Origin of the sequence: Hymenobacter chitinivorans DSM 11115 (genome assembly GCF_002797555.1) — a bacterium.
GTDB lineage: Bacteria > Bacteroidota > Bacteroidia > Cytophagales > Hymenobacteraceae > Hymenobacter > Hymenobacter chitinivorans.
Genome location: NZ_PGFA01000002.1, coordinates 366,600 through 388,166 on the forward strand (window position 1 = coordinate 366,600; position 21,567 = coordinate 388,166).

Here is a 21,567-nt window from a genome sequence, read left to right on the forward strand (position 1 = left end):
TTTTTTGGGGCGTACAGAGAGGCTCTAAACGTTTTGCCCACATCCAAACCCCGAAATAGCATGGCCCAGTTAACCGATTTGCACGACCTGCTTTGTCACGAAGTTCAGGCTATGTACAGCGCCGAGAAGCTCATCGTGGCCGGCCTGCCCCGCATGATTGAAAAAGCCCACAACGAGGAGCTTAAGCACGCTTTCCGCAAGCACCTGACCGAAACCGAAAAGCAGGTGGAGCGCCTGCAGGAAGTTGCCAAGCTGCTCAACATCGACGCCGACGGCGACTCCAACCCCGGAATGAAGGGCATCATTGCCGAAGGTGAGAAGGTGATGGAAAAGAACAAAGAATCCGAAGTGCTGGACGCGGCCCTGATCTGCGGGGCCCAGAAGATTGAGCACTACGAAATTGCCGGCTACGGCACGGCCGTATACCTGGCCAACGAGCTGGGCCTGGAAGCTGTGGCCCGCATCCTGGACGCCACCCTGGAAGAAGAAAAGAACACCAACTCGATTCTGAATCACTTGGCCAAAAACACGGTAAACCCCATGGCCGAGTAAAGCCGAAGGTTTTCCAACGGAATAATAAAAAGCCTCTCCGAGACTCGGAGAGGCTTTTTTTAATGCTTGGATGAACGGCGGACTACTTAATTACCAACTTCTGGGTGAGGCCAAACTCAGCTACCGACAACTGGTAGATACCGGCCGGAATGGCTTTGGCCGGGGCCAGGTGGAGCTGATTAGAGCCGCGGTAGAGGCGCACCGTTTCCTGGTGCATTAGGCGGCCCGTCACGTCGAACAGGCGTAGGGTGGCGGGCTGCTCGGCGGTGGTTTGCAGCACCAGCTCAATCCGGTCGGCAGTCGTGGGATTAGGGAACAGCTGCAGCTCGGCCTGGGGCTTGGCGGCTGCGCTGGCCGTGGGCGAAGCCGTAGCAGTAGCCAGGGCCGGGCGGGCCGTCATCGAGCCGCTCACTACGGTGGGAGCCGTGTAGGTGGCCTTCACGAAAGCGCGCTGGGCGGGGTTGGCCGTGGAGGCGTTTTTCGCCTTCAGCGTAATCCAGCCGGCGGTGGTGGGCGTGTAGGTGCCGGTCAGGTTGCCGGTGCCGGTTTGGCTGCTGACGAGCGTGCCGGCGCTATTGTAGAGGGCTACCGTGAGGCTGCGGGTGGCGTCGGTGGGGAAGAGGCTGTAGGTAATGGCTTTGTTGGCGTCGGAGTAGATGCGGCCGGCCGTGCGCAGCGCCGTGGAGCTGGCCGGCAGCTGCCCGCCCTGCTGCAGGGACCGGGCGTCACTGTCGCCGAGGTCGTCGGCCAGTTCCCACTCCTGGGTGGTGGCCATGGCGGCCCGCACGTAGTTGGTGCCAATATTGACCGGGGCCCACACCGAGTAGCCGCGGCGGCCCCCGGCGGCCGTGCCGTTGCAGGGCGGCGTGTTGATGACCACCGTCTGGGAGCCGCTCACGGTCACCGTGGCCGTCCCGTTGGCGCCGGAATAGTCCTTGAGCACGGTGCCGGGCGCGAAGTCACAGGAAACCGTGCTGTTCTGCCAGGCCGAGTAGTTGTCGTTAATGCCGATGATGGCCTTGGTGCTGCGCTCAATCACGAGGTGGTCGGCGGCCTGCCAGCGCACTTTGTAGGCCCCGTCCTTGAAGTGCAGGTTCTGATGGCACCAAATTAGGTTTTCCAGGTCGGAACGCGTCGGCAAATCCACGCTGCTCTTAGGGCTATGCGAAAAACGCTTGCCGGTGTTGCCGAGGTTAAACAAGTCCTCGAAGAAAATCTGGGGTGAGCCGTCCACGGCCATGGCCGCGGCGTAGGCGGCCGACAGGCGCGGGTCGAACGGGTCGATGTGGGGCGCCAGCTCCGAGCCGGTATTCCAGCCGGTGTAGTTGCCGCTGGCGTCGGTGGTGGGCCGGAAGGTGTCGTGGTTGTTCACAAACGGCACGGTACGGTGCACGTACTGCCCGTTGAGGAGCACCGTGCGGGTGCCCTGCTGGTAGCCCGGCAGGCTGCCCAAATCGAAGTTGCCCCCGCCGCTGACGATGCTGTAAATACCGTTGCGCAGCGAAAAGTCGAAGGTGCCGGCCCGGTTCTGCACGTTGCTCACCCAGCCGTCCATCTGGGTGCTGGAGCCCACCCATTCGCCCACGGCAAACATAGTGGCTCCGCCATTGGCCCAGCCGGCGTTGCTTTGCAGGTTGTAGAGGAAATCCTCCATGGCAAAGTCCGGGAAGTGCTTTACCGCGTCGAGGCGCACCCCGTCGAAGCCCACCTGCTTTTTGTACCACACCAGCCAGCTGCGGGTGTTGTTGCGCATGTAGTCGGCGCTCTGGGCGGGGTTGAAGGTGGCGTTGGAGCTCAGGCCGTAGGAGCCGTTGTAGTAGCTCACGTCGGGCCCGAAGTACACCGCGTTCCAGTCGCCGGAGGTCGAGTTATTGCCGGGGTTGGGGTTGAAGTTCTGCCAGTTTTTGGCGAAACGGCCGTTGCGGGCCAGATAGTTGGCGGCCGTTTCGTCGGTGGCGGGCTTGGTGTAGCTCACGTACCGGAAGTTCTTGTACTTGCTGGTCGTGTAGTCGTCCCAGGCAGCCGGGTCGGGCCCGCCCTGCCCGGTAGCCGAGCCGGCATTGTCGAGGTGGTTGAGCACAATATCCTGCACGACTTCAATGCCGTTGGCGTGCAGAATGGCCACGCCGCGCAGCAATTCATCCTTGGTGCCGAGCCGGGTCGGCAAAAAACCTTTCTGGTACTTATCCCCGAGGTCGTAGTTGTCGAAGGGCGAGTAGCCGTTGCCCTGGTTACCGTTCTTGATGGAAGGCGGCATCCAGACGGCGTCGATGCCCATGGCCTTGAGGCGGGGCGCGAGGTCGGCAATGTAGTTGGCCCAGCCGTTGGGGTAGTTCGAGTTCCAGTAGTCCCACCAGAAGCCTTGCAGAACGACTTTCTGCGCGCGGGCCGGACTGCCGGTCAGGAGCAGGAACACGGATAGGGCGACCAGCAGCCAGCGGCTGGGTCGGAGAGTAGAGTTGAGCATGCGTACTGTGGGAATTGGTTGGAAAAAGGAGCGGGCGAAAAGAATTACTTGCGTAGTATTTTTCGTTAGTAAGGTAAGCGTCTATAGAACTAAAACAATATGCTGGCCGGCCTAAAAGATTATGGCCTGCGCCGGGCCGGCGCAAAAACGGCCCTGGGGAATTAATTGAATATGGTCATTGTTGTATATGCTGGCCGCCGGAACTTACACCGTCGGCAAGTTTTTATCGTATAGCCATTTATTCGGGTCCTTGGCCTAGAGTAAGACTATATTCTGACAACTGAAATCAATCTGTATCCATGGAAAAGCCAAGTGTAACCCAGCGTAAACGACTCAAAATCCGGGCCCGTCGACTGACGCGCCGGGTGCTGCCGTTTGTGGCTTCGTTGTTTATGGCTACTCCGCTGGCCGCCCCCGTGGCCCGCACCACTGCCGCCGGTATGGAAACCAAGATGCCGTCGGCCAAAGCCATGCAGGCTGCCTTCTTCGACCAGCGCATGCACGACCTCTACCGCGACCTGCAGGTCGAGCAGCAGGGCCTGCGCTACGACGTATTCGAAAAGGCCGTAACGGGCTATTTCAACCTCAAAAACGACGGCAAGCTCAGCGACAAGCAGCTGCTGACCGTTATCGACTTCAACCTGCCTTCCACCGAAAAGCGCCTCTGGGTACTGGATCTGGCTTCGAAGCAGGTAGTATTTAACACCCTGGTGGCCCACGGCCACAACTCGGGCGAGAACATGGCCACGAACTTCTCCAACGAGAACGAGTCGAACATGAGTAGCCTGGGCTTCTACGTTACGCAGTCGGAGTACGTGGGCAAGCACGGCCGCTCGCTCAAGCTCGAAGGCGTGGACCAAGGCTATAATGACAATGCGCAAATGCGCTCCGTCGTCATGCACGGCGCCGACTACGTGAGCGAGGACTTCATTCGCCAGAACGGCCGCCTGGGCCGCAGCCTCGGCTGCCCCGCCCTGCCCATGGACCAGTACGCCCAGATTATCGACACCGTCGGCAACGGCACCTGCCTGTTTTTGAACGGCAACGACACGACGTACTCGTCGAAGTACCTGAATCCGGACGTGGCCCAGGATGTGGCTATGAACACGCTGCTGAGCACGCAAAGCTAAACCACTGTTGCTTCTGCCATAGAAAAGGCCACCCGTTTGCGCGGGTGGCCTTTTTTCGTTGTCAAGCAGCTTGTCGGCTACAGCGTCACACCGAATTTCTTGCCGACGCTTTCCAAGTCGTTAATTACTGGGTCCAGCAGCGGAATACCGTCGAGCAGGCGGTGCTGGGCCATAATCCGCTCTGGGTCGCCGGGAATAATTACCTGCTTGCCTTCCACGGCCTGGGCGTTGCGGAAGGTGCTGATCCAATTGTCCATGTGGGCCTTGAACTCGGCGGCCGGCCGGAAGGCATCCACCCGCATGGCCCCGAAGAAGTGCCCGATGCCCTGGCCCACCGGGTCGGCCGGCGGCTGCAGGAAGGCCACGAAGGGCGGCACCCAAGGCCCGTAGTTGGCCCCCGACAATACCGCCGAGAATATGTCCACGATGCTGCCCAGGCAGTAACCCTTGTGGGAGCCGGTTTCGCCGCCGAGCGGGAGCAGGGCGCCGCCGTTTTTCACGGCGTTGGCATCGGTCGAGCCGCTGCCGTCGGCGTTCTGCACCCAGCCTTCGGGCACCGGAATCTGCTTGCGCTGGGCAATTTCGAGCTTACCGTTGGCGGCCGTAGTCGTGGCAAAGTCGGCGACGAAATCGGGCTGCTCCCCGGCCGGAATGGCTACCGCAATGGGGTTGGTACCCAGCAGGCGGTCCAGGGAATAGGTGGGCGCCACGAGCGGACTGGCGTTGGTCATGGCCATACCAATCATGTCGTGGGCCAGGGCCTTCATGGCGTGGTAGCCGGCAATGCCGAAGTGGTTGGAGTTCTTGACCGATACCCAGCCGGTGCCGGCCACGCGGGCTTTTTCCAGGGCAATAGTCATGGCCTTGGGCGCCACCACCAGGCCCAGGCCCCCGTCGCCATCCACCACGGCCGTGCTGGGCGTTTCGTGCACGATGCCCACCCGCGGCGTGGCATTAATGCGGCCCGCTTCCCAGAGCCGCACGTAGCCGATAAGCCGGGCTACGCCGTGGGAGTCGATACCGCGCAGGTCGGCCGAGAGCAGCACTTCGGTAGCCAGCGTGGCGTCTTCCGCCGGGCAGCCAAGGCTGAGAAAAACAGACTCGGTGAAGGTGAAAAGCTGGTTATAGGGAAAGATATGAGTCATGAGGAGAAGCGAAAAAGAACGTCATGCTGAGCTTGCCGAAGCATCTCTACCACTTTGTTGCTAAAGTAAATGATGTTAGCACTGCGGTAGAGATGCTTCGGCAAGCTCAGCATGACACATCCTATATAATGACTGATTAAAGCTTCGGCCGGCGCTACTGCGTCAGCATTTCCTGCAAAAGGCCTTCTTTCAGAGCATAAGCCGAGGCGCGGATGTGCAGGAAGTCGTAGGTTTTGAGCACGAAGTCAATCAGGATGCTGGCCACCACTATCATGTCGGCGCGCATGGGCGTCATGCCGGGCATGGCCACGCGCTGCTCGTGGGTGCTGTGCAGCAGCTGGTGGTAGCTCTGGTAGAAACTGTCCAGGGAAATCGGCGTTTCGGGCGGCAGGTTGTTGCCGCGGGGCTGCCCGTCGCGGGCGGCCTGCAGGTCGCCGAGCGTATCGAAGGTGCCCGAGGCGCCGACCAGGGCCGAGGGCCGGAAATGCTGCACGGCGGCCGTCAGGGCGGTGAGCTTTTGGGCCAGGTAGTCCTGCAACTCGCGCACGTCGTCGGTGGTGAGCGGGTCGTGCTTGAAAAACCGGTCGAGCAGGCGCTGGGCCCCAATTTCGAAGCTCTGCTTCCAGAATATCGTTTCCTGGTTGGCCACGATAAACTCCACGCTGCCCCCGCCGATGTCCATAATCAGGTGGGGCTCGGTGCCCAAAGGCACGGCCTGCCGCACGCCCTGGCAAATCAGCTCGGCCTCCCGGGCCCCGGGAATAATTTCAACCTGAATGCCGGTTTGCTCGAAAATGTCGCGCACCAGGGCCGGGCCGTTATTGGCGTTGCGCACGGCGCTGGTGGCCGTAGCCCGCACTTCCGTCACTTGGTGCAGCTCGATTTCCTCCTGAAACGCGGCCAGCGTGTGCAAGGCCCGGGCGTAGGCTTCCGGCGCAATTTCGCCCTTGCTGATACCGTCCTCGCCCAGGCGCACGCCTACTTTGGTGCGCAACAGTACCACGGGCTCGGGGTGGCGGGCCTCGGGCAGCTCTACGATCATCAGATGAAACGTATTGGTGCCCATATCAATCAGGGCCAGACGGCGGTGACGAATCATTGGTTTTTGATTAGTGGTTGCTGGTTTTTCGTCCCGTCGGTGCAGTTGGTTGCTGACGCTGAGCCAATAACCACAAACGACCAACAAAAAACCAAGGCTCAGGTGGCAAACCGGCAAAACGTGCCCAGCGGCAGCTTGCGCTGGCCCCGGTCGTGCAGGTAGATTTCCCCGATTTCGCGCGTTTGGTGCGTTTTGGGGAAGATTTCCGTCACCAGGTTGTCCAGAATCAGGGCCGAGAAGCCCAGGGAATACAGGTTAATCAGGAAAAAATGGTCGGCGGGGTCGAGTAGCTGCTGGCAGAGCTTGAGCATCTCGTTGAGCTCATCTTCCAGCTGCCACTTCTCGCCGTTGGGGCCGCGGCCGTAGGCGGGCGGGTCCAGAATCAGGCCCTGGTACTTGTTGCCGCGCTTTACTTCCCGCTGCACGTACTTCATGGCGTCTTCCACCAGCCACCGCACCCCGTCGAGGTTGGAGGCTTCCATATTGTCGCGGGCCCAGAAGTTGACCTGCTTTACCGAGTCGAGGTGGGTCACGTCGGCCCCGGCGGCGCGGGCGGCCAGCGTGGCGGCCCCGGTGTAGGCAAACAAGTTCAGCACCCGCGGCACGGCGGCTTTGCGCTGCTTGGTCTGCTGGTAGATAAACTGCCAGTTGGGGTCCTGCTCCGGAAACAAACCCACGTGCTTGAACGAGGACATGCCCAGTCGGAACCGCAGCTTGAGCCCGTCCTGCCCGTAGTTGATAATCCACTGCTCGGGCGTGCCGGGCTTGATTTTCCACTGGCCTTTCTCCTGGCTGCCTTTTTCGCGGGTAAACGTAGCATTGGCGCGCTGCCATTCGCTGGCGGGCAGGTGCGGGTCCCAGATGGCCTGGGGCTCGGGGCGGGCCAGCACGTGCTTGCCAAATCGTTCGAGCTTTTCGAAGTTGCCCGAGTCGATAAGCTCGTAGTCAGGCCAGTTGCCGGTGGTCAGAAAAGAATACATACAAGTGCGCTAAAAATGCCGCGCTGCGGCCCGTCAAAGGTAGGGCATCCGAGTGGAAAGGTGGTAGTTGGCCACCGGCGCCCTATATTGAAGTCAACTCAACCGAGCCGCGGCCGAAACTGTTAGCACCTTACCCATGAAGAGTGAAACCTCCCGCATGTACGACCAGCTCACCCGCGCCTTCGACGGCAACGCATGGTCGGGCCCTTCGCTGCTGGCTACCCTGCAGCACCTGACGGCCAGCCAGGCCGCGGCCCGCCCCATCGTGCAGGCCCACAGCATCTGGGAAATCGTGCTGCACCTCACAACCTGGATTCAAACGGTGCAACAGCGCGTCGAAAGCCGGCGGGTAACACCCGTGACGCCGGCGCAGGACTGGCCCGCTCAGCCCACCGTGCTGGATGAGGAGCTGTGGGAAGCAACCCGGCGGGAACTGCAGGCAGCGCATGCGCAGTTGCTGGAGCTGGTAGCTTCCCTGGCCGAGTCGGACCTGGAAATGCCGGTAGGAGAGGAGCCCGACGTGGAACCCGGCCCGGCCCACTCGGTTTATGTGTTGCTGCACGGCCTGGCCCAGCACAACCTGTACCACGCCGGCCAGATTGCCCTGCTGCGCAAAGCCCTAAGCCTGTAAAATCCCGCTCCCCAACCCCGCCGATTCCTGCCATCTTTGCACCTATTATGACCATGACCCCGCTTACCTTCCACAAATACCAGGGCACCGGCAACGACTTCGTGATGCTCGACGACCGCGCCCAGCAGTTCGACGAGCACAACAACCGCCTCGTGCGCCACCTCTGCGACCGGCGCCTGGGCATCGGCGCCGACGGCCTGATCTTGCTGCGCAACCACACCGAGTACGACTTCGAAATGGTGTACTTCAACGCCGACGGTTTCGTGGGCTCCATGTGCGGCAACGGCGGCCGCTGCACCGTGGCTTTTGCCAAGCACCTGGGCGTGATTCAGGACAAAACCCGGTTTCTGGCCGCCGACGGCCCCCACGAGGCCCACGTGGACGCCGCCGGCCTCGTGCACCTGCGAATGCAGGACGTGCACGGGCAGCAGGAAGTGGAAGGCCAGGGCATTTTCCTCGACACCGGCTCACCCCACCTCATCCGCTTCATGCCTACCAGCTCCCTGGTCGATTTGAACGTGTTTGCCGAGGGCCGCGCCATTCGCTACAGTGAGCAGTTCCGCGACAAAGGCACCAACGTCAACTTCGTGGAAACGCCCGTGGCCGCCGACCAGCCCTGGCAGGTACGCACCTACGAGCGGGGCGTGGAAGACGAAACCATGTCCTGCGGTACCGGTGTTACGGCCGTGGCCCTGGCCGCTTCCCGGCGCGGGGCCAGCAGCCCGGTGCACCTGCGCACCCGCGGCGGCGACCTGCACGTGACCTTCGATGCCAAACCCGACGGCTCCTTTACCAACGTCTACCTCAGCGGCCCGGCCCTGCGCGTATTCGGCGGCACCATTGCGGTATAGTTTCAGCTAATTCCGGCACCTCGGCCGCGCATTGTCAAGGCGGGCCGGGGTGCCTTTTTTTATATCAAATCAATGTTGCAGCGCGGAACGGTGACTTTGCGAGCCCTGGAAGAGTCGGACCTCGACTTCCTGTTCGCCCTGGAAAACGACCCTAGCATCTGGGGCGTGTCCGATACGCTGGCACCTGTGTCGCGCTTTGCCCTGCGCCAGTACCTGCAGCACGCCACCGCCGACTTTTACGAGGTACGGCAGCTACGCCTGGTTATCTGCGCCGACAGCCAGGCAGTTGGGACATTGGACTTATTTAATTTCGAGCCTTTGCACTTACGGGCTGGCATTGGTATTACAATAATAGCATCAGCGCGGCAGCAGGGCTATGCGCAGGCTGCTTTAGAACTTTTATTAGGCTATGCCCGCCATACGCTGCGCCTGCACCAATTGTATTGTACCGTGGCAGCCGACAATACGGCCAGCCTGCGGCTGTTTGAGCAGGGTGGCTTTTGCCAGGTAGGGGTGCGGAAAGAGTGGTTGCGCAAAGATTTTTTTTGGCAGGACGCCGTGGAGTTTCAATATATATTGGATAAAAAATCTACTGATAGCGAATAAGTTAGCTTTTAAGAGGAATTATCAGAAAAGGATACGGTCGAGCTTGGATTATTTGGTGATTAGGTCCACCCGGCGCCGACTGTATCCTTTTTCGAAGCTCCCGCGTAAAAGGGAGTGTCGCGGGAATCGGAACTGTGTTGACCACTTTTTCTGCGGCGAATCTACCTTTCCAGCTTCTTTGATATGCCGCTATCTACTCCAGCGGAGGCTCCACCACGCGCTTCCGTGTCCACTTCTGCCACCTCCGCTTCTGCCTCTAAAGCAGCATCTGCCAGTTCTGATTTCGCCTATACTCTGCCCGATTTTGTGTGTTTTGCGCACCTGTATTGGGATTTTGTGTGGCAGCGTCCCCAGCATTTGTTGTCGCGCTTTGCCCAGCACGGCCGCGTATTCTACGTGGAGGAGCCCTTTTTCCACCACGACCAAACGGCCCCCGAATTTGCCCACTTCGAGGTGAAGGACCGGCAAAACGGCGTTAAAGTGCTGGTTGCGCACTTGCCAGTTGGCTTTTCGGAAGAAGAAAATGACCAGTTCCAGGCTAAGCTGCTAACTCAGTACTTTTCCGAGAATAATATAAATCAGTACGTTTTTTGGTACTATACCCCGATGGCGCTCAGTAAATCGCGCCATTTCCAGCCCGTACTTACCGTATACGACTGCATGGACGAGCTGGCAGCCTTCAAGTTTGCCCCGCCCAAGCTGCGCGAACTGGAGCAGGAGCTGTTCAAAAAAGCCGATTTGGTGTACACCGGCGGCCACAGCCTTTACGAAGCCAAAAGCCTGCAGCACCACGATGCCCACTCTTTCCCGAGCAGCATCGATAAGGACCACTTCGGTCAGGCCCGCACCGCGCTGCCCGAACCCGCCGATCAGGCCGGCATTGCCCACCCCCGCATCGGCTTCTTCGGCGTGGTAGATGAGCGCCTCGATATTGAATTATTGGGTCAATTAGCCGAAGCCCATCCCGAGTGGCAATTCGTCATTATTGGCCCCGTAGTCAAGATTGACCCCGCAATACTGCCCCGCTTCGCCAACATTCACTACCTCGGCGGTAAAGAGTACAAGGAACTCCCGGCATATTTATGTGGTTGGGATGTAGCAACGTTGCTCTTCGCCGATAACGAAAGCACGAAGTTTATCTCACCCACCAAGACGCCCGAATATCTCGCGGCCGGTAAACCAGTGGTGAGTACTCCGATTCGTGACGTAGTACGGCCCTACGGCGACCTGAACCTGGTTCAGATTGCCGCCACCGCCGACGAGTTCGGCCAAGCTATTGCCAAAGCTCTGGTGCAGACCAAAGACGCCGACTGGCGCAAGCGCACCGACGATTATCTGGCCACCATTTCCTGGGACCTGACCTGGCAGCGCATGGTGGAGCTCATGCAGGACAAGCTGAAACACAAACAGTAAGCTCGACCGAACAGCGAAGCCCCATCCTCCGTATTGCCTTCAGCTATCCTTTCCGTAACCGCACATTTCAGCCACCAAGACACCCAGCACTATGTTTGACTATCTCATCGTTGGAGCCGGATTTGCCGGCAGCGTGCTAGCCGAGCGGCTGGCCACTCGCTCAAATAAGAAAGTGCTTATCCTGGATAAGCGCAATCACATTGCCGGCAATGCCTACGACCATTACAACGAAGAAGGTATTCTGGTCCACAAATACGGTCCGCACATCTTCCACACTAACTCTAAGGAAGTATTCGAATACCTTTCCAATTTCACCGATTGGCGCCCCTACGAGCACCGCGTGCTGGCTTCGGTAGACGGGCAGATGGTGCCAATGCCTATTAACCTGGACACCATCAACAAGCTCTACGGCCTCTCGCTGAACAGCTTCGAAGTGGAGCAGTTCCTGGAGTCGTTGGCCGAGCAGATTCCGGTGATTAAGACCTCGGAAGACGTGGTAGTAAGCAAAGTAGGCCGCGAGCTGTACGAAAAGTTCTTCCGCAACTACACCCGCAAGCAGTGGGGTATGGACCCTTCGGAATTGGATAAGTCGGTGACGAGCCGCGTGCCCACCCGCACCAACCGCGACGACCGGTATTTCACTGATACCTACCAGGCCATGCCGCTGCACGGCTACACCCGCATGTTTGAGCGGATGCTGGACCACCCCAACATCAGCATCATGCTCAACACCGACTACCACGACGTGGTCGACTTCATTCCCTTCAAGGAAATCATCTTCACTGGCCCAGTAGACGAGTATTTCGACTTCAAGTTCGGCAAGCTGCCCTACCGCTCGCTCGAGTTCAAGCACGAAACGCTGAACACCGAGAAGTTCCTGGCCGCGCCGGTGGTGAACTACCCCAACGAGCACCTCTACACCCGCATTACGGAGTTCAAGGCCCTCACCGGCCAGCAGCACCCCAAGACCAGCGTGGTGTACGAGTACCCCAAAGCCGAAGGGGACCCTTACTACCCCATTCCGCGCCTCGAAAACGCCGAACTGTACAACAAGTACAAGAAGCTGGCCGACGAAACGCCCAACGTGCACTTCGTAGGCCGCTTGGCAACGTATAAGTACTACAACATGGACCAGGTAGTGGCCCAGGCGCTGACCTTGTACAAGAAGCTCACCGACAAAGAGAAAGTGGCCGAGAAACCCACGATTACCGGTTCGGCTTCCATTATGGAGAAGCTGGTGCCGCGTGACCCGGCCAAAGAATAACGAGTAATTACACCGACGCAAGTCGGCCGCAGGTGAACTGTCATCCTGCGCGGCAAGCAGTACTTTTTCCGCTTTCTGAGCTTGAATCAGGGCGAAAAACTAGACTGTAAGGCCGCGCAGGATGACAGTCCTGTTTTCAGCCGGCCTTACCTGAACACTATACGTTAGGCCGGTATCCTACCACGAACCGATAACTGTGATGGAGAAAGTAGAAGTATGGGGCGGGGTAGAGTGCACTATTCGGCGGGTTGGCAACGGCTATACCGACCAGCTCGTGAGTAGTGGACACCGCACCCGCCTTGAAGACCTGGATGCCTTTGCCGAACTGGGCATCCGCAAGCTGCGCTACCCAATTCTGTGGGAGCAGGTGGCCCCCGAAAGCCTCGACAACCCCGACTGGACCTGGGCCGATGAGCGCATGGCCCGGCTGCGGGAACTGGGCATCGACCCGATTATTACGCTGCTGCACCACGGCAGCGGCCCGCGCTATACGGCGCTCAATAAGAAGAACTTCGTGCCGCTGCTGGCCCGCTTTGCCCGCATGGTAGCCGAGCGTTACCCCTGGATCAAGCACTACACGCCCGTCAACGAGCCCCTGACGACGGCCCGCTTCAGCGGCCTCTACGGCATCTGGTACCCCCATGCCCTCGACGACAAAACCTTCGTCCGCATCCAGCTCAACCACATCAAGGGCACCCGGGCGGCTATGCAGGCCATTCGGGAAGTAACCCCCGATGCGCTGCTGGTGCAAACCGAGGACCTGGGCAAAACTCACTGCACGCCCAAGCTCGTCGACCAAGCCGAGTTTGAGAATAACCGCCGCTGGCTGACCTACGATTTATTGTGCGGCAAGCTGGATCAGCAGCATCCTTTGTGGAATTACCTGCGCCAGCATGGCGCTTCCGAGCGGGAATTGCTCGACCTGGTGAAAAAGCCCTGCCCGCCCGATATTTTGGGTATCAACCACTATGTGACCAGTGAGCGGTTCCTGGACGAAAACCACCACTATTTCCCCGCCCACCACCTCTGCCAGAGCGAAGCCCGCGTCGACTACGCCGATGTGGAAGCCGTGCGCGTGCGCCTGGTGCAAACAGCCGGCCTGCACGACCTGCTGCTCGAAGCCTGGAACCGTTACCGCATCCCCGTTGCCGTTACCGAAGTACACCTCGACTGCACCCGTGAGGAGCAGATGCGCTGGGTGCAGTACGCCTGGGATGCTGCCAATCAGCTCAAAGAAGAAGGCGTCGATATGCGCGCCATTACCATTTGGTCCTTGCTGGGGGCCTACGACTGGAATACGCTGCTGACCCAAGAGGGAGCCTTTTACGAAAGTGGCGTATTTGATATGCGCGGCGGCAAGCCCCGTCCAACCGCGCTGTTCAAAATGGTCAAAGGCCTGGCCACCGAGGGCCACTATAACCATCCTCTGCTCCAGGGCAAAGGTTGGTGGGAACGGGATGACCGTTTCCTCTACCACCACCTCAGTCCCACCTCCCAATCTACCACCTAAGCTATGAAAATTCTTGATTTAAATGAGCTGAACCCGGGGCCTGTTCAGCCACCCGTCCAGCCCCTGCTCATCACCGGGGCCAATGGTACGCTGGGCCGGGCTTTTCAACGCATCTGCGCCATTCGTGGCATCGAAACCGTGGCACTGGGCCGCAAAGAACTCGACATTACCGACCCGCAGTCCGTGGAGCGGGTTCTGACTCAGTACAACCCCTGGGCCGTGGTCAATACCGCCGGCTACGTGAAAGTGGACGAAGCCGAAACCGACTTTGCCCGCTGCTACCGTGAAAATACCACTGGTCCGGCCATTCTAGCCGCCGCCTGCGCCTACCGCGACATTCCCTTCCTGACCTTTTCCTCGGACCTGGTCTTTGATGGAAATAAGTCGGCGGCTTACGTGGAAAGTGACCTGCCCCGGCCGCTGAACGTGTATGGCAATAGCAAGCGCCTAGCCGAAAAGGACGTGCTGCACTGCATGTCCAAAGCCCTGGTGGTGCGCACCAGCGCCTTTTTTGGCCCCTGGGATGACTATAACTTCGTGTATCACGCCCTCAAGGCCGGCCACCAGAAGCAGGCCTTCGAAGCCGCCGACGACGTACTCATCTCGCCCACCTACGTGCCCGACCTGGTAAACGTGTCCCTGGACCTGCTCATCGACGAGGAATGCGGGGTGTGGCATTTGGCCAACCAGGGCTCTTTCACCTGGGCTGATCTGGCCCGCCTAGCCGCCGATATGGGCGGGATGGATACGTCCTTCGTGGTGCCAAAATCCATGCGCACGTTCGGCTTGCCCGCCGCCCGCCCCGTGTACAGTGTGCTGGGCAGCAAGCAAGGCAACTTGTTGCCGAGCGTGGAACACCGGCTGCACGGTTGCGTGCACGAAATGCTGCACGTGCTGCGTACTACGCCGGAAGAGCCGATGGCCGTGGCCTCGTAAGCACTGAAGGCCGTCATTTTTAGCATAAACCGCCCTGCCGACCCCAAAATACCTGACATCTTTTCTTTCGTAGAAACCCCGCACACTCTTTGAGGTGGCGGGGTTTTGTCGTTTAATGGGTCGGAGCGACGCTATGGCCGGGGAATTCCCAAAAAACGCCGTAAATTTGGAGTACGCCCCGGCGTTTCAGTTAAAAACTAGCAGCATGTTTGATTTTTTTGGGAAGACCGTCGCCAAGATTTTCGGGACCAAATCGGACCGGGACTTGAAGGAGATTATCCCGTATGTGGCACTCGTTAATGCCGAATATGCCAAACTGGCACAGCTATCCGATGATGAGCTCCGCCAGCACACCGACGACGTGCGCAGCCGTATCGACGCGCACCTGAAGGGGATTGATGACCAGATTGGGGCCCTGCACCAGCGCATTGCCGATGATCCAAACCTGGACATCACGCAAAAGGAGCAGGTTTTCGACCAAATTGACGCGCTGGAAAAGCAACGCAACAAAGAGCTGGAAGTAGTGCTGTTGCAGGTGCTGCCCAACGCCTTTGCTATTGTAAAAGAAACGGCCCGCCGTTATAAGGAAAATGGTCAGCTCGTGGTTACGGCCACCGACTTTGACCGCGAAATTGCCGCCCGCAAAAGCAACGTCACCATTCAGGGCGACAAAGCTATTTGGGCCAACAAGTGGCTGGCGGCCGGCGCCGAAATCACCTGGGACATGGTGCACTACGACGTGCAGCTCATTGGCGGCGTGGCGCTGCACCAGGGCAAGATTTCGGAAATGGCCACCGGGGAAGGTAAAACCCTGGTGTCGACGTTGCCCTCGTTCCTCAATGCCCTGGCCCGCCGTGGCGTGCACGTGGTAACGGTGAACGACTACCTGGCCAAGCGGGACTCGGAGTGGAACGCGCCCTTGTTCGAATTCCACAAGATTACCGTGGACTGCATCGACAAGCACCAGCCTAACACCGATGCCCGCCGCAAGGCCTACGCCGCCGACATCACCTACGGTACCAACAACGAATTCGGCTTCGACTACCTGCGCGACAACATGGCCCGCGAAACCAGCGAGCTGGTGCAGCGCAAGCACCACTACGCCATGGTCGACGAAGTGGACTCGGTGCTGATTGACGACGCCCGGACCCCGCTCATCATCTCGGGCCCCGTGCCCCGCGGCGACGTGCACGAGTTCTACCAGCTCAAGCCCCGCATTCAGATGCTGGTCGATGCTCAGCGCAAGCTGGTGCAGGACTACCTGGTGCAGGCCCGCAAGCTCATCAAGGAAGGCAAGGACGGCGTGAAAGAAGGGGAGGGCGGCCTGATGCTGTTCCGCGCCTACCGCGGTCTGCCCAAGAGCAAGCCCCTGATTAAGTTCCTGTCGGAAACCGGCGTGCGGGCCGTGCTGCAAAAGGTGGAAAACCACTTCCTGCAGGACAACTCCCGCATGATGCCCGAAGCCGACATGCCCCTGTTCTTCACCATCGACGAGAAGAACAACCAAATTGAGCTGACCGAAAAAGGTATCGACCTGATTACGGCCCAGGGCGAGGATCCGCACCTGTTTATCATGCCCGACATCGGGATGGAAATTGCGGCCATCGAGAACAACAAGGCCATCAACAACGAGGACAAGCTGCACCAGAAGGAGCAGCTCATGGCCGACTACAACGAGAAGTCGGAGCGGGTGCACACCGTGAACCAGCTGCTGAAGGCCTACACCCTGTTTGAGCGCGACGACCAGTACATCCTGACCGAAGACGGCAAGGTGAAAATCGTGGATGAGCAGACCGGCCGCGTGATGGAAGGTCGCCGCTACTCCGACGGCCTGCACCAGGCTATTGAGGCCAAGGAAAACGTGCGCGTGGAAGATGCTACGCAGACCTACGCCACGGTGACCCTGCAGAACTACTTCCGCATGTACCACAAGCTTTCGGGCATGACGGGTACGGCCGAAACGGAAGCCGGCGAATTCTGGGAAATCTACAAGCTGGACGTGGTGGTGATTCCGACCAACCGCGGCATTCAGCGCAAAGACGAGCACGACAAGGTTTACAAGACCGTGCGCGAGAAGTACAACGCCGTAGCCGAGGAAATCCAGACGCTGGTGAAAGCCGGCCGGCCGGTACTGGTGGGTACGACGTCGGTAGAAATTTCGGAGCTGGTAAGCCGCATGCTCAAGCTGCGCAGCATTCCCCACCAGGTCTTGAACGCCAAGCAAAACCAGCGCGAAGCTGAGATTGTAGCCGCCGCCGGTTACCCCGGCACCGTAACCATTGCCACCAACATGGCCGGTCGGGGTACCGACATCAAGCTGCGCGAAACCTCGAAGGAGTCGGGGGGCTTGGCCATCATCGGTACCGAGCGCCACGAGTCCCGCCGCGTGGACCGGCAGCTGCGGGGCCGCGCCGGCCGCCAGGGCGACCCGGGCTCCTCGCAGTTCTTCGTGTCGTTGGAAGACAACCTGATGCGCCTCTTCGGCTCCGACCGGATTGCCAAGCTCATGGACCGCATGGGTCTGGAGGAAGGCGAGGTCATTCAGCACTCCATGATTACGAGCAGCATTGAGCGGGCTCAGAAGAAAGTGGAGGAAAACAACTTCGGCACCCGGAAGCGCCTGCTCGAGTACGACGACGTGATGAACGCCCAGCGCGAGGTAGTCTACAAGCGCCGCCGCAACGCCCTGTTCGGCGAGCGGCTGGAGCTGGATATCTGGAACATGATTTACGACGTCTGCGAGGACATCGTAACGGGCCACAAGGTGACCGGCGACTACGAGGACTTCAAGCTGGCCATCATCCGCGTCTTTGGCTACGATACCTACATTACCCCGCAGGTATTTGGCTCGATGCAGGTACCGGCCCTGGTCCAGAAGCTCTACGACGAGGCTATGGGCTACTACCACAGCAAGAACGAGCACATTGCCGGCAACACCCTGCCGCTGGTGAACGACCTGCTGGCCAACAACGCCCCCTACGAGAACATTGCCATTCCCTTCACCGATGGCCGCAAGCAAGTAACGGCGGTGGCTAACCTGCGCAAAGCCCAGCAGAACGGCGGCCACGAGGCCATTCGCGGCATGGAGAAAGTAGTGGTGCTGGCCATCATCGACGAGGCCTGGACCAAGCACCTGCGCGCTATGGACGACCTGAAGCAGGTGGTGCAAAACGCCGTGTACGAGCAGAAAGACCCGCTGTTGGTCTACAAGTTCGAGTCGTTTGAGCTCTTCAAGCAAATGATTGGCAAGGTGAACGAGGAAACCGTATCCTTCCTCTTCAAGGCCGACATCCCCATGAACCAGGAAGCCGGCCACACCGACGAGGTAGAGTACTTCGTGGAAGACGAGCTGCCCGCCCCGGCCCCCGCGCCCAAGCTCAAGGCCCAGAAGGAAACGTCTTCGGTGTCGCTTGGCGCCGGCCCCGAAGATATGGGCCCCGCCGACGTGCCCGTAGCCGAAAAGCAGGTGCCCGTGCGCAGCCAGAAAGTAGCCAACCGCAACGACAAGGTAAGCGTGCAGTACATGGACGGCCGCATCGTGCGCGACGTGAAGTACAAGAGCGTGGAAGACGACCTGCTCAACGAGCGGTGCGTGCTGGTTGACTAAGTAAGTCGGCGCTTTGTACCAACAGAATATGGCCGGTAGTTTCCTCGGAAGCTGCCGGCCATTTCTGATTTTACGGCGCTATATTCCGGTCTCCTTTATCCTGCCATCCTATTTGCAACGGTATGCTACACATATTCTCATTCACCTACCAGTTTCGGAACAAACTCCTGGTAGCTCTTTTCTTACTGCTGGGCTCCTTGTCGGGGCAGGCCCAGGCCCCCGCTTGGCAAACGGCTATAGAGCTTGGGCAGACGCGGGGTGGCAATCCCAATCCGGTATACAACGGAAACTCAATAGAAGTAAGAACAACGGCGGCCGACGCCAGCGGGAACATCTTCATTGCCGGAATGCTGACCGGAACCGTCAGTTTCGGCCCGACGACTCTGACCAGTGCTGGTGAGAGCGACATTTTCGTGGCTAAATGGAGTACTACGCGTAATGCTTTCGTCTGGGCGCAGCAAGCCGGCGGTAGCCTAACCGACGGCGCGACGGAATTAGTTGTAGAGGGGAGCAATATCTACATGACCGGGGATGTGACCGGCACGGCCAACTTCGGTACCTTAACCATGACCGACCCGGCGGTTACGAACATGCAACTCGGTTATTTGGTCAAGCTTACGGATGCCGGAAGCACGGCCAGCTTTACGTGGCTTCAGCCTATTGGTAATCCGGGGGGGGGCTATGTGAGCGGACTGGCAGTAAAGGGGCCGGCCGTGTACCTGACGGGCGCTTTTCGTAATACCATCTCCTTCGGCAACACCACGTTGACTAGTGCGGGCAGCACGGATATCCATGTTGTGAAAATGCTGGATGGGGGGCCGAGTGCCAGCTTTGTCTGGGCCCAGCGCATGGGCGGCACCGGCATCGACTACGGCGGCAAATTAGCCGTTACTGCTGCCGGCCTGTACCTGACCGGCGACTTCGCCGGAGTTGCCGACTTTGGTCCGAGTAGTCTGACCAGTACCAGCAATTACAATGTCTTCGTGGCCAAACTGACAGAGGTGGCTGGAGCGCCCAATTTTGCTTGGGTACGACAAATGGGCGGTTCGGAATACAGTAGCTTTAGTGCCCCGCTAGCGGTAAGTGGCACCAACGTGTACGTTGGCGGAAGTTTTGTTGGCACTGCCCGCTTTGGCAGCACCACCATAACGAGTCTTGACAATAGAAAAGATGGCTTTATCACCCGCCTTACCGACAACGGCAATAGCGCTGACTTTGCCTGGGTGCAACGGGCCGGAGGCAGTGGTGACACTTATGTAACGCGCTTTCTGGTGCAGGGCTCCGATATGTATGTTGGAGGCGGATTTACGCTGGCAGCCAGCTTTGGCAGTACTACGCTCACCAATACCCGCTCGTACAACTTCGATGTATTCGTAGCCAAACTTACCGATACGGGTAACGCCGGGTATTTTCAATGGGCCCAATCGGCGACAGGGTCGGGGTCTGTGCAGCTGGCGGGCTTGGTGAAGCAAGGCACAAATCTGTACACCAGCGGCAAATTCAACTACTCTGCTACGTTCGGCACTTTGAGCGTTTCCAGTCCGTCAATTTATGCCAGCTACCTAGCCACGCTGCCCATCAGCCTAGCTACTGCCGTCCGGCCCACTGCCACGCAGCTACCACTCGACTTTTACCCAAACCCCGCTCATACTACTGTACAAGTGCCGCTGGCCACGCCGGTGACCCTCCTAACGCTAATAGACCAGCTAGGCCGCACGGTGCGCATGCAAGCCGGTTCCACGCTGCCGCTTCATAACGTGACGCCGGGGCTTTACCTGTTGCAAGCCGCTACGCCCGGCCAGCCGCTGCGCGCGGCCCGCGTAGTCGTCGAGTAGGGCGGCATTATCTTTGTGCCGGGCCGGCCGCCTCGTGTCCCGGCCTTCGTACCAGCTCCCAACCGCCGGCTTGCCGGAAAATGAGTAGTATTAAGTGGCAGGCGGCTCGTCAGGAAGCTGCCTGCCACTCTTTGTTTTACCTCCCACCCCGTTCTATGAACCAAACCTTTACTGACTTAGCCGCCCGCATCGACCACACCCTGCTGCGGCCCGATGCCACGGAAGCCCAGATAACCCAGCTCTGCCAGGAAGCCGCCCAGGCCCGGTTTGCCTCCGTGTGCGTGCCGCCCTGCTACGTACGCTTTGCCGCCGAGCAGCTCCAGGGCTCCGGCGTACCAGTCTGTACCGTGGTGGGCTTCCCGCTGGGCTACCAGATTACCAAGGTCAAGTTTTTCGAAACCCACCAGGCCCTGGCCGACGGCGCCACCGAAATCGACATGGTGATTAACGTGGCCGCGTTTAAGTCGGGCCGGCTGACGGAGGTGCAGGACGAAATCGGGCAACTGGCCGAGCTCTGCCACGTGAAGAAGGCTATTCTGAAGGTCATCATCGAAACGGCCCTGCTCACACCCGAGGAAATCATTACGGCCTGCCAGCTCTGCGAATCAGCCGGGGCTGACTTCGTGAAGACCTCCACCGGCTTTGCCAGCCGGGGCGCTTCGGTGGAAGATATTGCGCTGATGCGTCGCCACTTGCCGGCCCACATGCGTATCAAGGCGGCCGGCGGCATCCGGACCCGCACGGCGGCTCTGGCCCTGGTAATGGCTGGTGCCGACCGGCTGGGTTCCTCGAATAGCCTAGCTTTGCTGGAAGAAAATGACACACCTAGTTCGTAACGTGCTCCTGCTTTCCTCTTTTCTGTCGTTGGCGGCCTGCGCGGCCTCTGCGCCGGCCCGCCCTGGCGCCGCTGCCGCTCCCGATACCACTCGTAAACCCGCCACTGCCCAAACCGCCCCGGAAGATTTGAGCCGCTACCGGCCGGTATTCACGGCGCCCAAAACCACCGGGCTGCCCGCCGCCCCGGTCAGCCGCACGGCCGTCACGCCCACGGCCCACGTCAACCCTCAGATTGAGCAGCGCCTGCGCGACCAGGCCTACACCAACCAGAACGTAAAGTATGCTCAGGGGTACCGTATCCTGGCTTACGTGGGGCTGGAGCGGGAGCAGGCCATGGCCACCCGGCGCGCCATTATCAGCCGCTACCCCGAGGAAACCGACTACATCACCTTCAAGCAGCCCGTGTTTCGCCTCTGGGTGGGAGACTATCTGACCCGCCTGGAGGCCGAGCAGGCCATGCTGCGCATTCGGCCCATTGCCCCCAAAGCGGAATTGCAGCCCGCCCAGGTGGTGCTCAACAAATCGGTGTTCTAAGCCCATCGGTTATTGAGTTGGCCGCAGCTCCCGGCGGACTTCCCTGCGTGGGGAGGTCCGCCGGTGTTGTTCATGCCCGGCTAATTAAGGCGGTGCGTTGCCAACCTGTTTTCAGGGTGTACTTTTGCGAACGGTCCACCTGCCCGGGTGGCCCCATTTCGTTCCGTCTC

Annotated in this window: 17 protein-coding genes; 13 read left to right on the forward strand and 4 right to left on the reverse strand. The window is 59.6% G+C overall.

What is annotated here, in order from left to right; genetic code table 11:
• Positions 1–60 precede the first annotated feature (60 nt).
• Positions 61–552: a YciE/YciF ferroxidase family protein gene (locus tag CLV45_RS15215; protein ID WP_100337318.1), complete on the forward strand. Its 492-nt coding sequence runs from the start codon at positions 61–63 to the stop codon at positions 550–552.
• Positions 553–634: 82 nt separating this feature from the next.
• Here the strand turns inward: CLV45_RS15215 and CLV45_RS15220 are convergent, their stop codons facing one another.
• Positions 635–3,019 carry an alpha-amylase family glycosyl hydrolase gene (locus tag CLV45_RS15220; RefSeq protein WP_100337319.1) on the reverse strand — a complete coding sequence of 795 codons (2,385 nt, stop codon included), beginning with the start codon at positions 3,017–3,019 and terminating at the stop codon, positions 635–637.
• Between the two features lie 299 nt (positions 3,020–3,318).
• On the opposite strand from CLV45_RS15220, the gene CLV45_RS15225 reads away from it, so the two are divergent.
• Complete coding sequence (locus tag CLV45_RS15225) at positions 3,319–4,149, forward strand: murein L,D-transpeptidase catalytic domain family protein (RefSeq protein WP_100337320.1); 831 nt, start codon at positions 3,319–3,321, stop codon at positions 4,147–4,149.
• Between the two features lie 77 nt (positions 4,150–4,226).
• On the opposite strand, the gene CLV45_RS15230 is transcribed toward CLV45_RS15225, so the two are convergent.
• From CLV45_RS15230 to CLV45_RS15240, 3 genes are all read right to left on the reverse strand, one after another.
• Positions 4,227–5,294, reverse strand: a complete 1,068-nt coding sequence (locus CLV45_RS15230; RefSeq protein ID WP_100337321.1) for an Ldh family oxidoreductase — start codon at positions 5,292–5,294, stop codon at positions 4,227–4,229.
• Between the two features lie 154 nt (positions 5,295–5,448).
• Positions 5,449–6,393 carry a Ppx/GppA phosphatase family protein gene (locus CLV45_RS15235; RefSeq protein ID WP_100337322.1) on the reverse strand — a complete coding sequence of 315 codons (945 nt, stop codon included), beginning with the start codon at positions 6,391–6,393 and terminating at the stop codon, positions 5,449–5,451.
• Positions 6,394–6,491: 98 nt separating this feature from the next.
• On the reverse strand, positions 6,492–7,373 hold the full coding sequence (locus CLV45_RS15240; protein WP_100337323.1) for a class I SAM-dependent methyltransferase: 882 nt from the start codon (positions 7,371–7,373) through the stop codon (positions 6,492–6,494).
• A gap of 136 nt (positions 7,374–7,509) precedes the next feature.
• Here CLV45_RS15240 and CLV45_RS15245 point away from each other — a divergent pair, with 136 nt between their 5' ends.
• From CLV45_RS15245 to CLV45_RS15290, 11 genes are all read left to right on the forward strand, one after another.
• Positions 7,510–8,004: a DinB family protein gene (locus CLV45_RS15245; protein ID WP_100337324.1), complete on the forward strand. Its 495-nt coding sequence runs from the start codon at positions 7,510–7,512 to the stop codon at positions 8,002–8,004.
• A 53-nt stretch (positions 8,005–8,057) separates the two neighbouring features.
• Positions 8,058–8,855 (forward strand): diaminopimelate epimerase, encoded by a 798-nt coding sequence (dapF, locus tag CLV45_RS15250; protein WP_100337666.1) that lies wholly within the window; start codon positions 8,058–8,060, stop codon positions 8,853–8,855.
• A gap of 72 nt (positions 8,856–8,927) precedes the next feature.
• Positions 8,928–9,461 carry a GNAT family N-acetyltransferase gene (locus CLV45_RS15255; protein WP_100337325.1) on the forward strand — a complete coding sequence of 178 codons (534 nt, stop codon included), beginning with the start codon at positions 8,928–8,930 and terminating at the stop codon, positions 9,459–9,461.
• A gap of 336 nt (positions 9,462–9,797) precedes the next feature.
• Complete coding sequence (locus tag CLV45_RS15260; RefSeq protein ID WP_245882877.1) at positions 9,798–10,874, forward strand: glycosyltransferase family 1 protein; 1,077 nt, start codon at positions 9,798–9,800, stop codon at positions 10,872–10,874.
• A gap of 91 nt (positions 10,875–10,965) precedes the next feature.
• Entirely contained in the window at positions 10,966–12,138 is a 1,173-nt protein-coding gene (glf, locus tag CLV45_RS15265; RefSeq protein ID WP_100337327.1) for a UDP-galactopyranose mutase, read from the forward strand.
• Positions 12,139–12,337: 199 nt separating this feature from the next.
• Entirely contained in the window at positions 12,338–13,648 is a 1,311-nt protein-coding gene (locus tag CLV45_RS25370) for a family 1 glycosylhydrolase (RefSeq protein ID WP_245882899.1), read from the forward strand.
• A gap of 3 nt (positions 13,649–13,651) precedes the next feature.
• Positions 13,652–14,584 carry an SDR family oxidoreductase gene (locus tag CLV45_RS25375; RefSeq protein ID WP_245882878.1) on the forward strand — a complete coding sequence of 311 codons (933 nt, stop codon included), beginning with the start codon at positions 13,652–13,654 and terminating at the stop codon, positions 14,582–14,584.
• Positions 14,585–14,789: 205 nt separating this feature from the next.
• Positions 14,790–18,191 carry a preprotein translocase subunit SecA gene (gene secA / locus CLV45_RS15275; RefSeq protein WP_100337667.1) on the forward strand — a complete coding sequence of 1,134 codons (3,402 nt, stop codon included), beginning with the start codon at positions 14,790–14,792 and terminating at the stop codon, positions 18,189–18,191.
• A gap of 122 nt (positions 18,192–18,313) precedes the next feature.
• On the forward strand, positions 18,314–20,026 hold the full coding sequence (locus tag CLV45_RS15280; RefSeq protein WP_100337328.1) for a T9SS type A sorting domain-containing protein: 1,713 nt from the start codon (positions 18,314–18,316) through the stop codon (positions 20,024–20,026).
• Between the two features lie 155 nt (positions 20,027–20,181).
• Positions 20,182–20,862: a deoxyribose-phosphate aldolase gene (gene deoC, locus CLV45_RS15285; protein WP_100337329.1), complete on the forward strand. Its 681-nt coding sequence runs from the start codon at positions 20,182–20,184 to the stop codon at positions 20,860–20,862.
• Positions 20,843–21,397 carry a sporulation protein gene (locus tag CLV45_RS15290; RefSeq protein WP_157807545.1) on the forward strand — a complete coding sequence of 185 codons (555 nt, stop codon included), beginning with the start codon at positions 20,843–20,845 and terminating at the stop codon, positions 21,395–21,397. The genes deoC and CLV45_RS15290 overlap by 20 nt, the downstream gene beginning before the upstream one ends.
• The last annotated feature ends 170 nt before the right edge of the window (positions 21,398–21,567 follow it).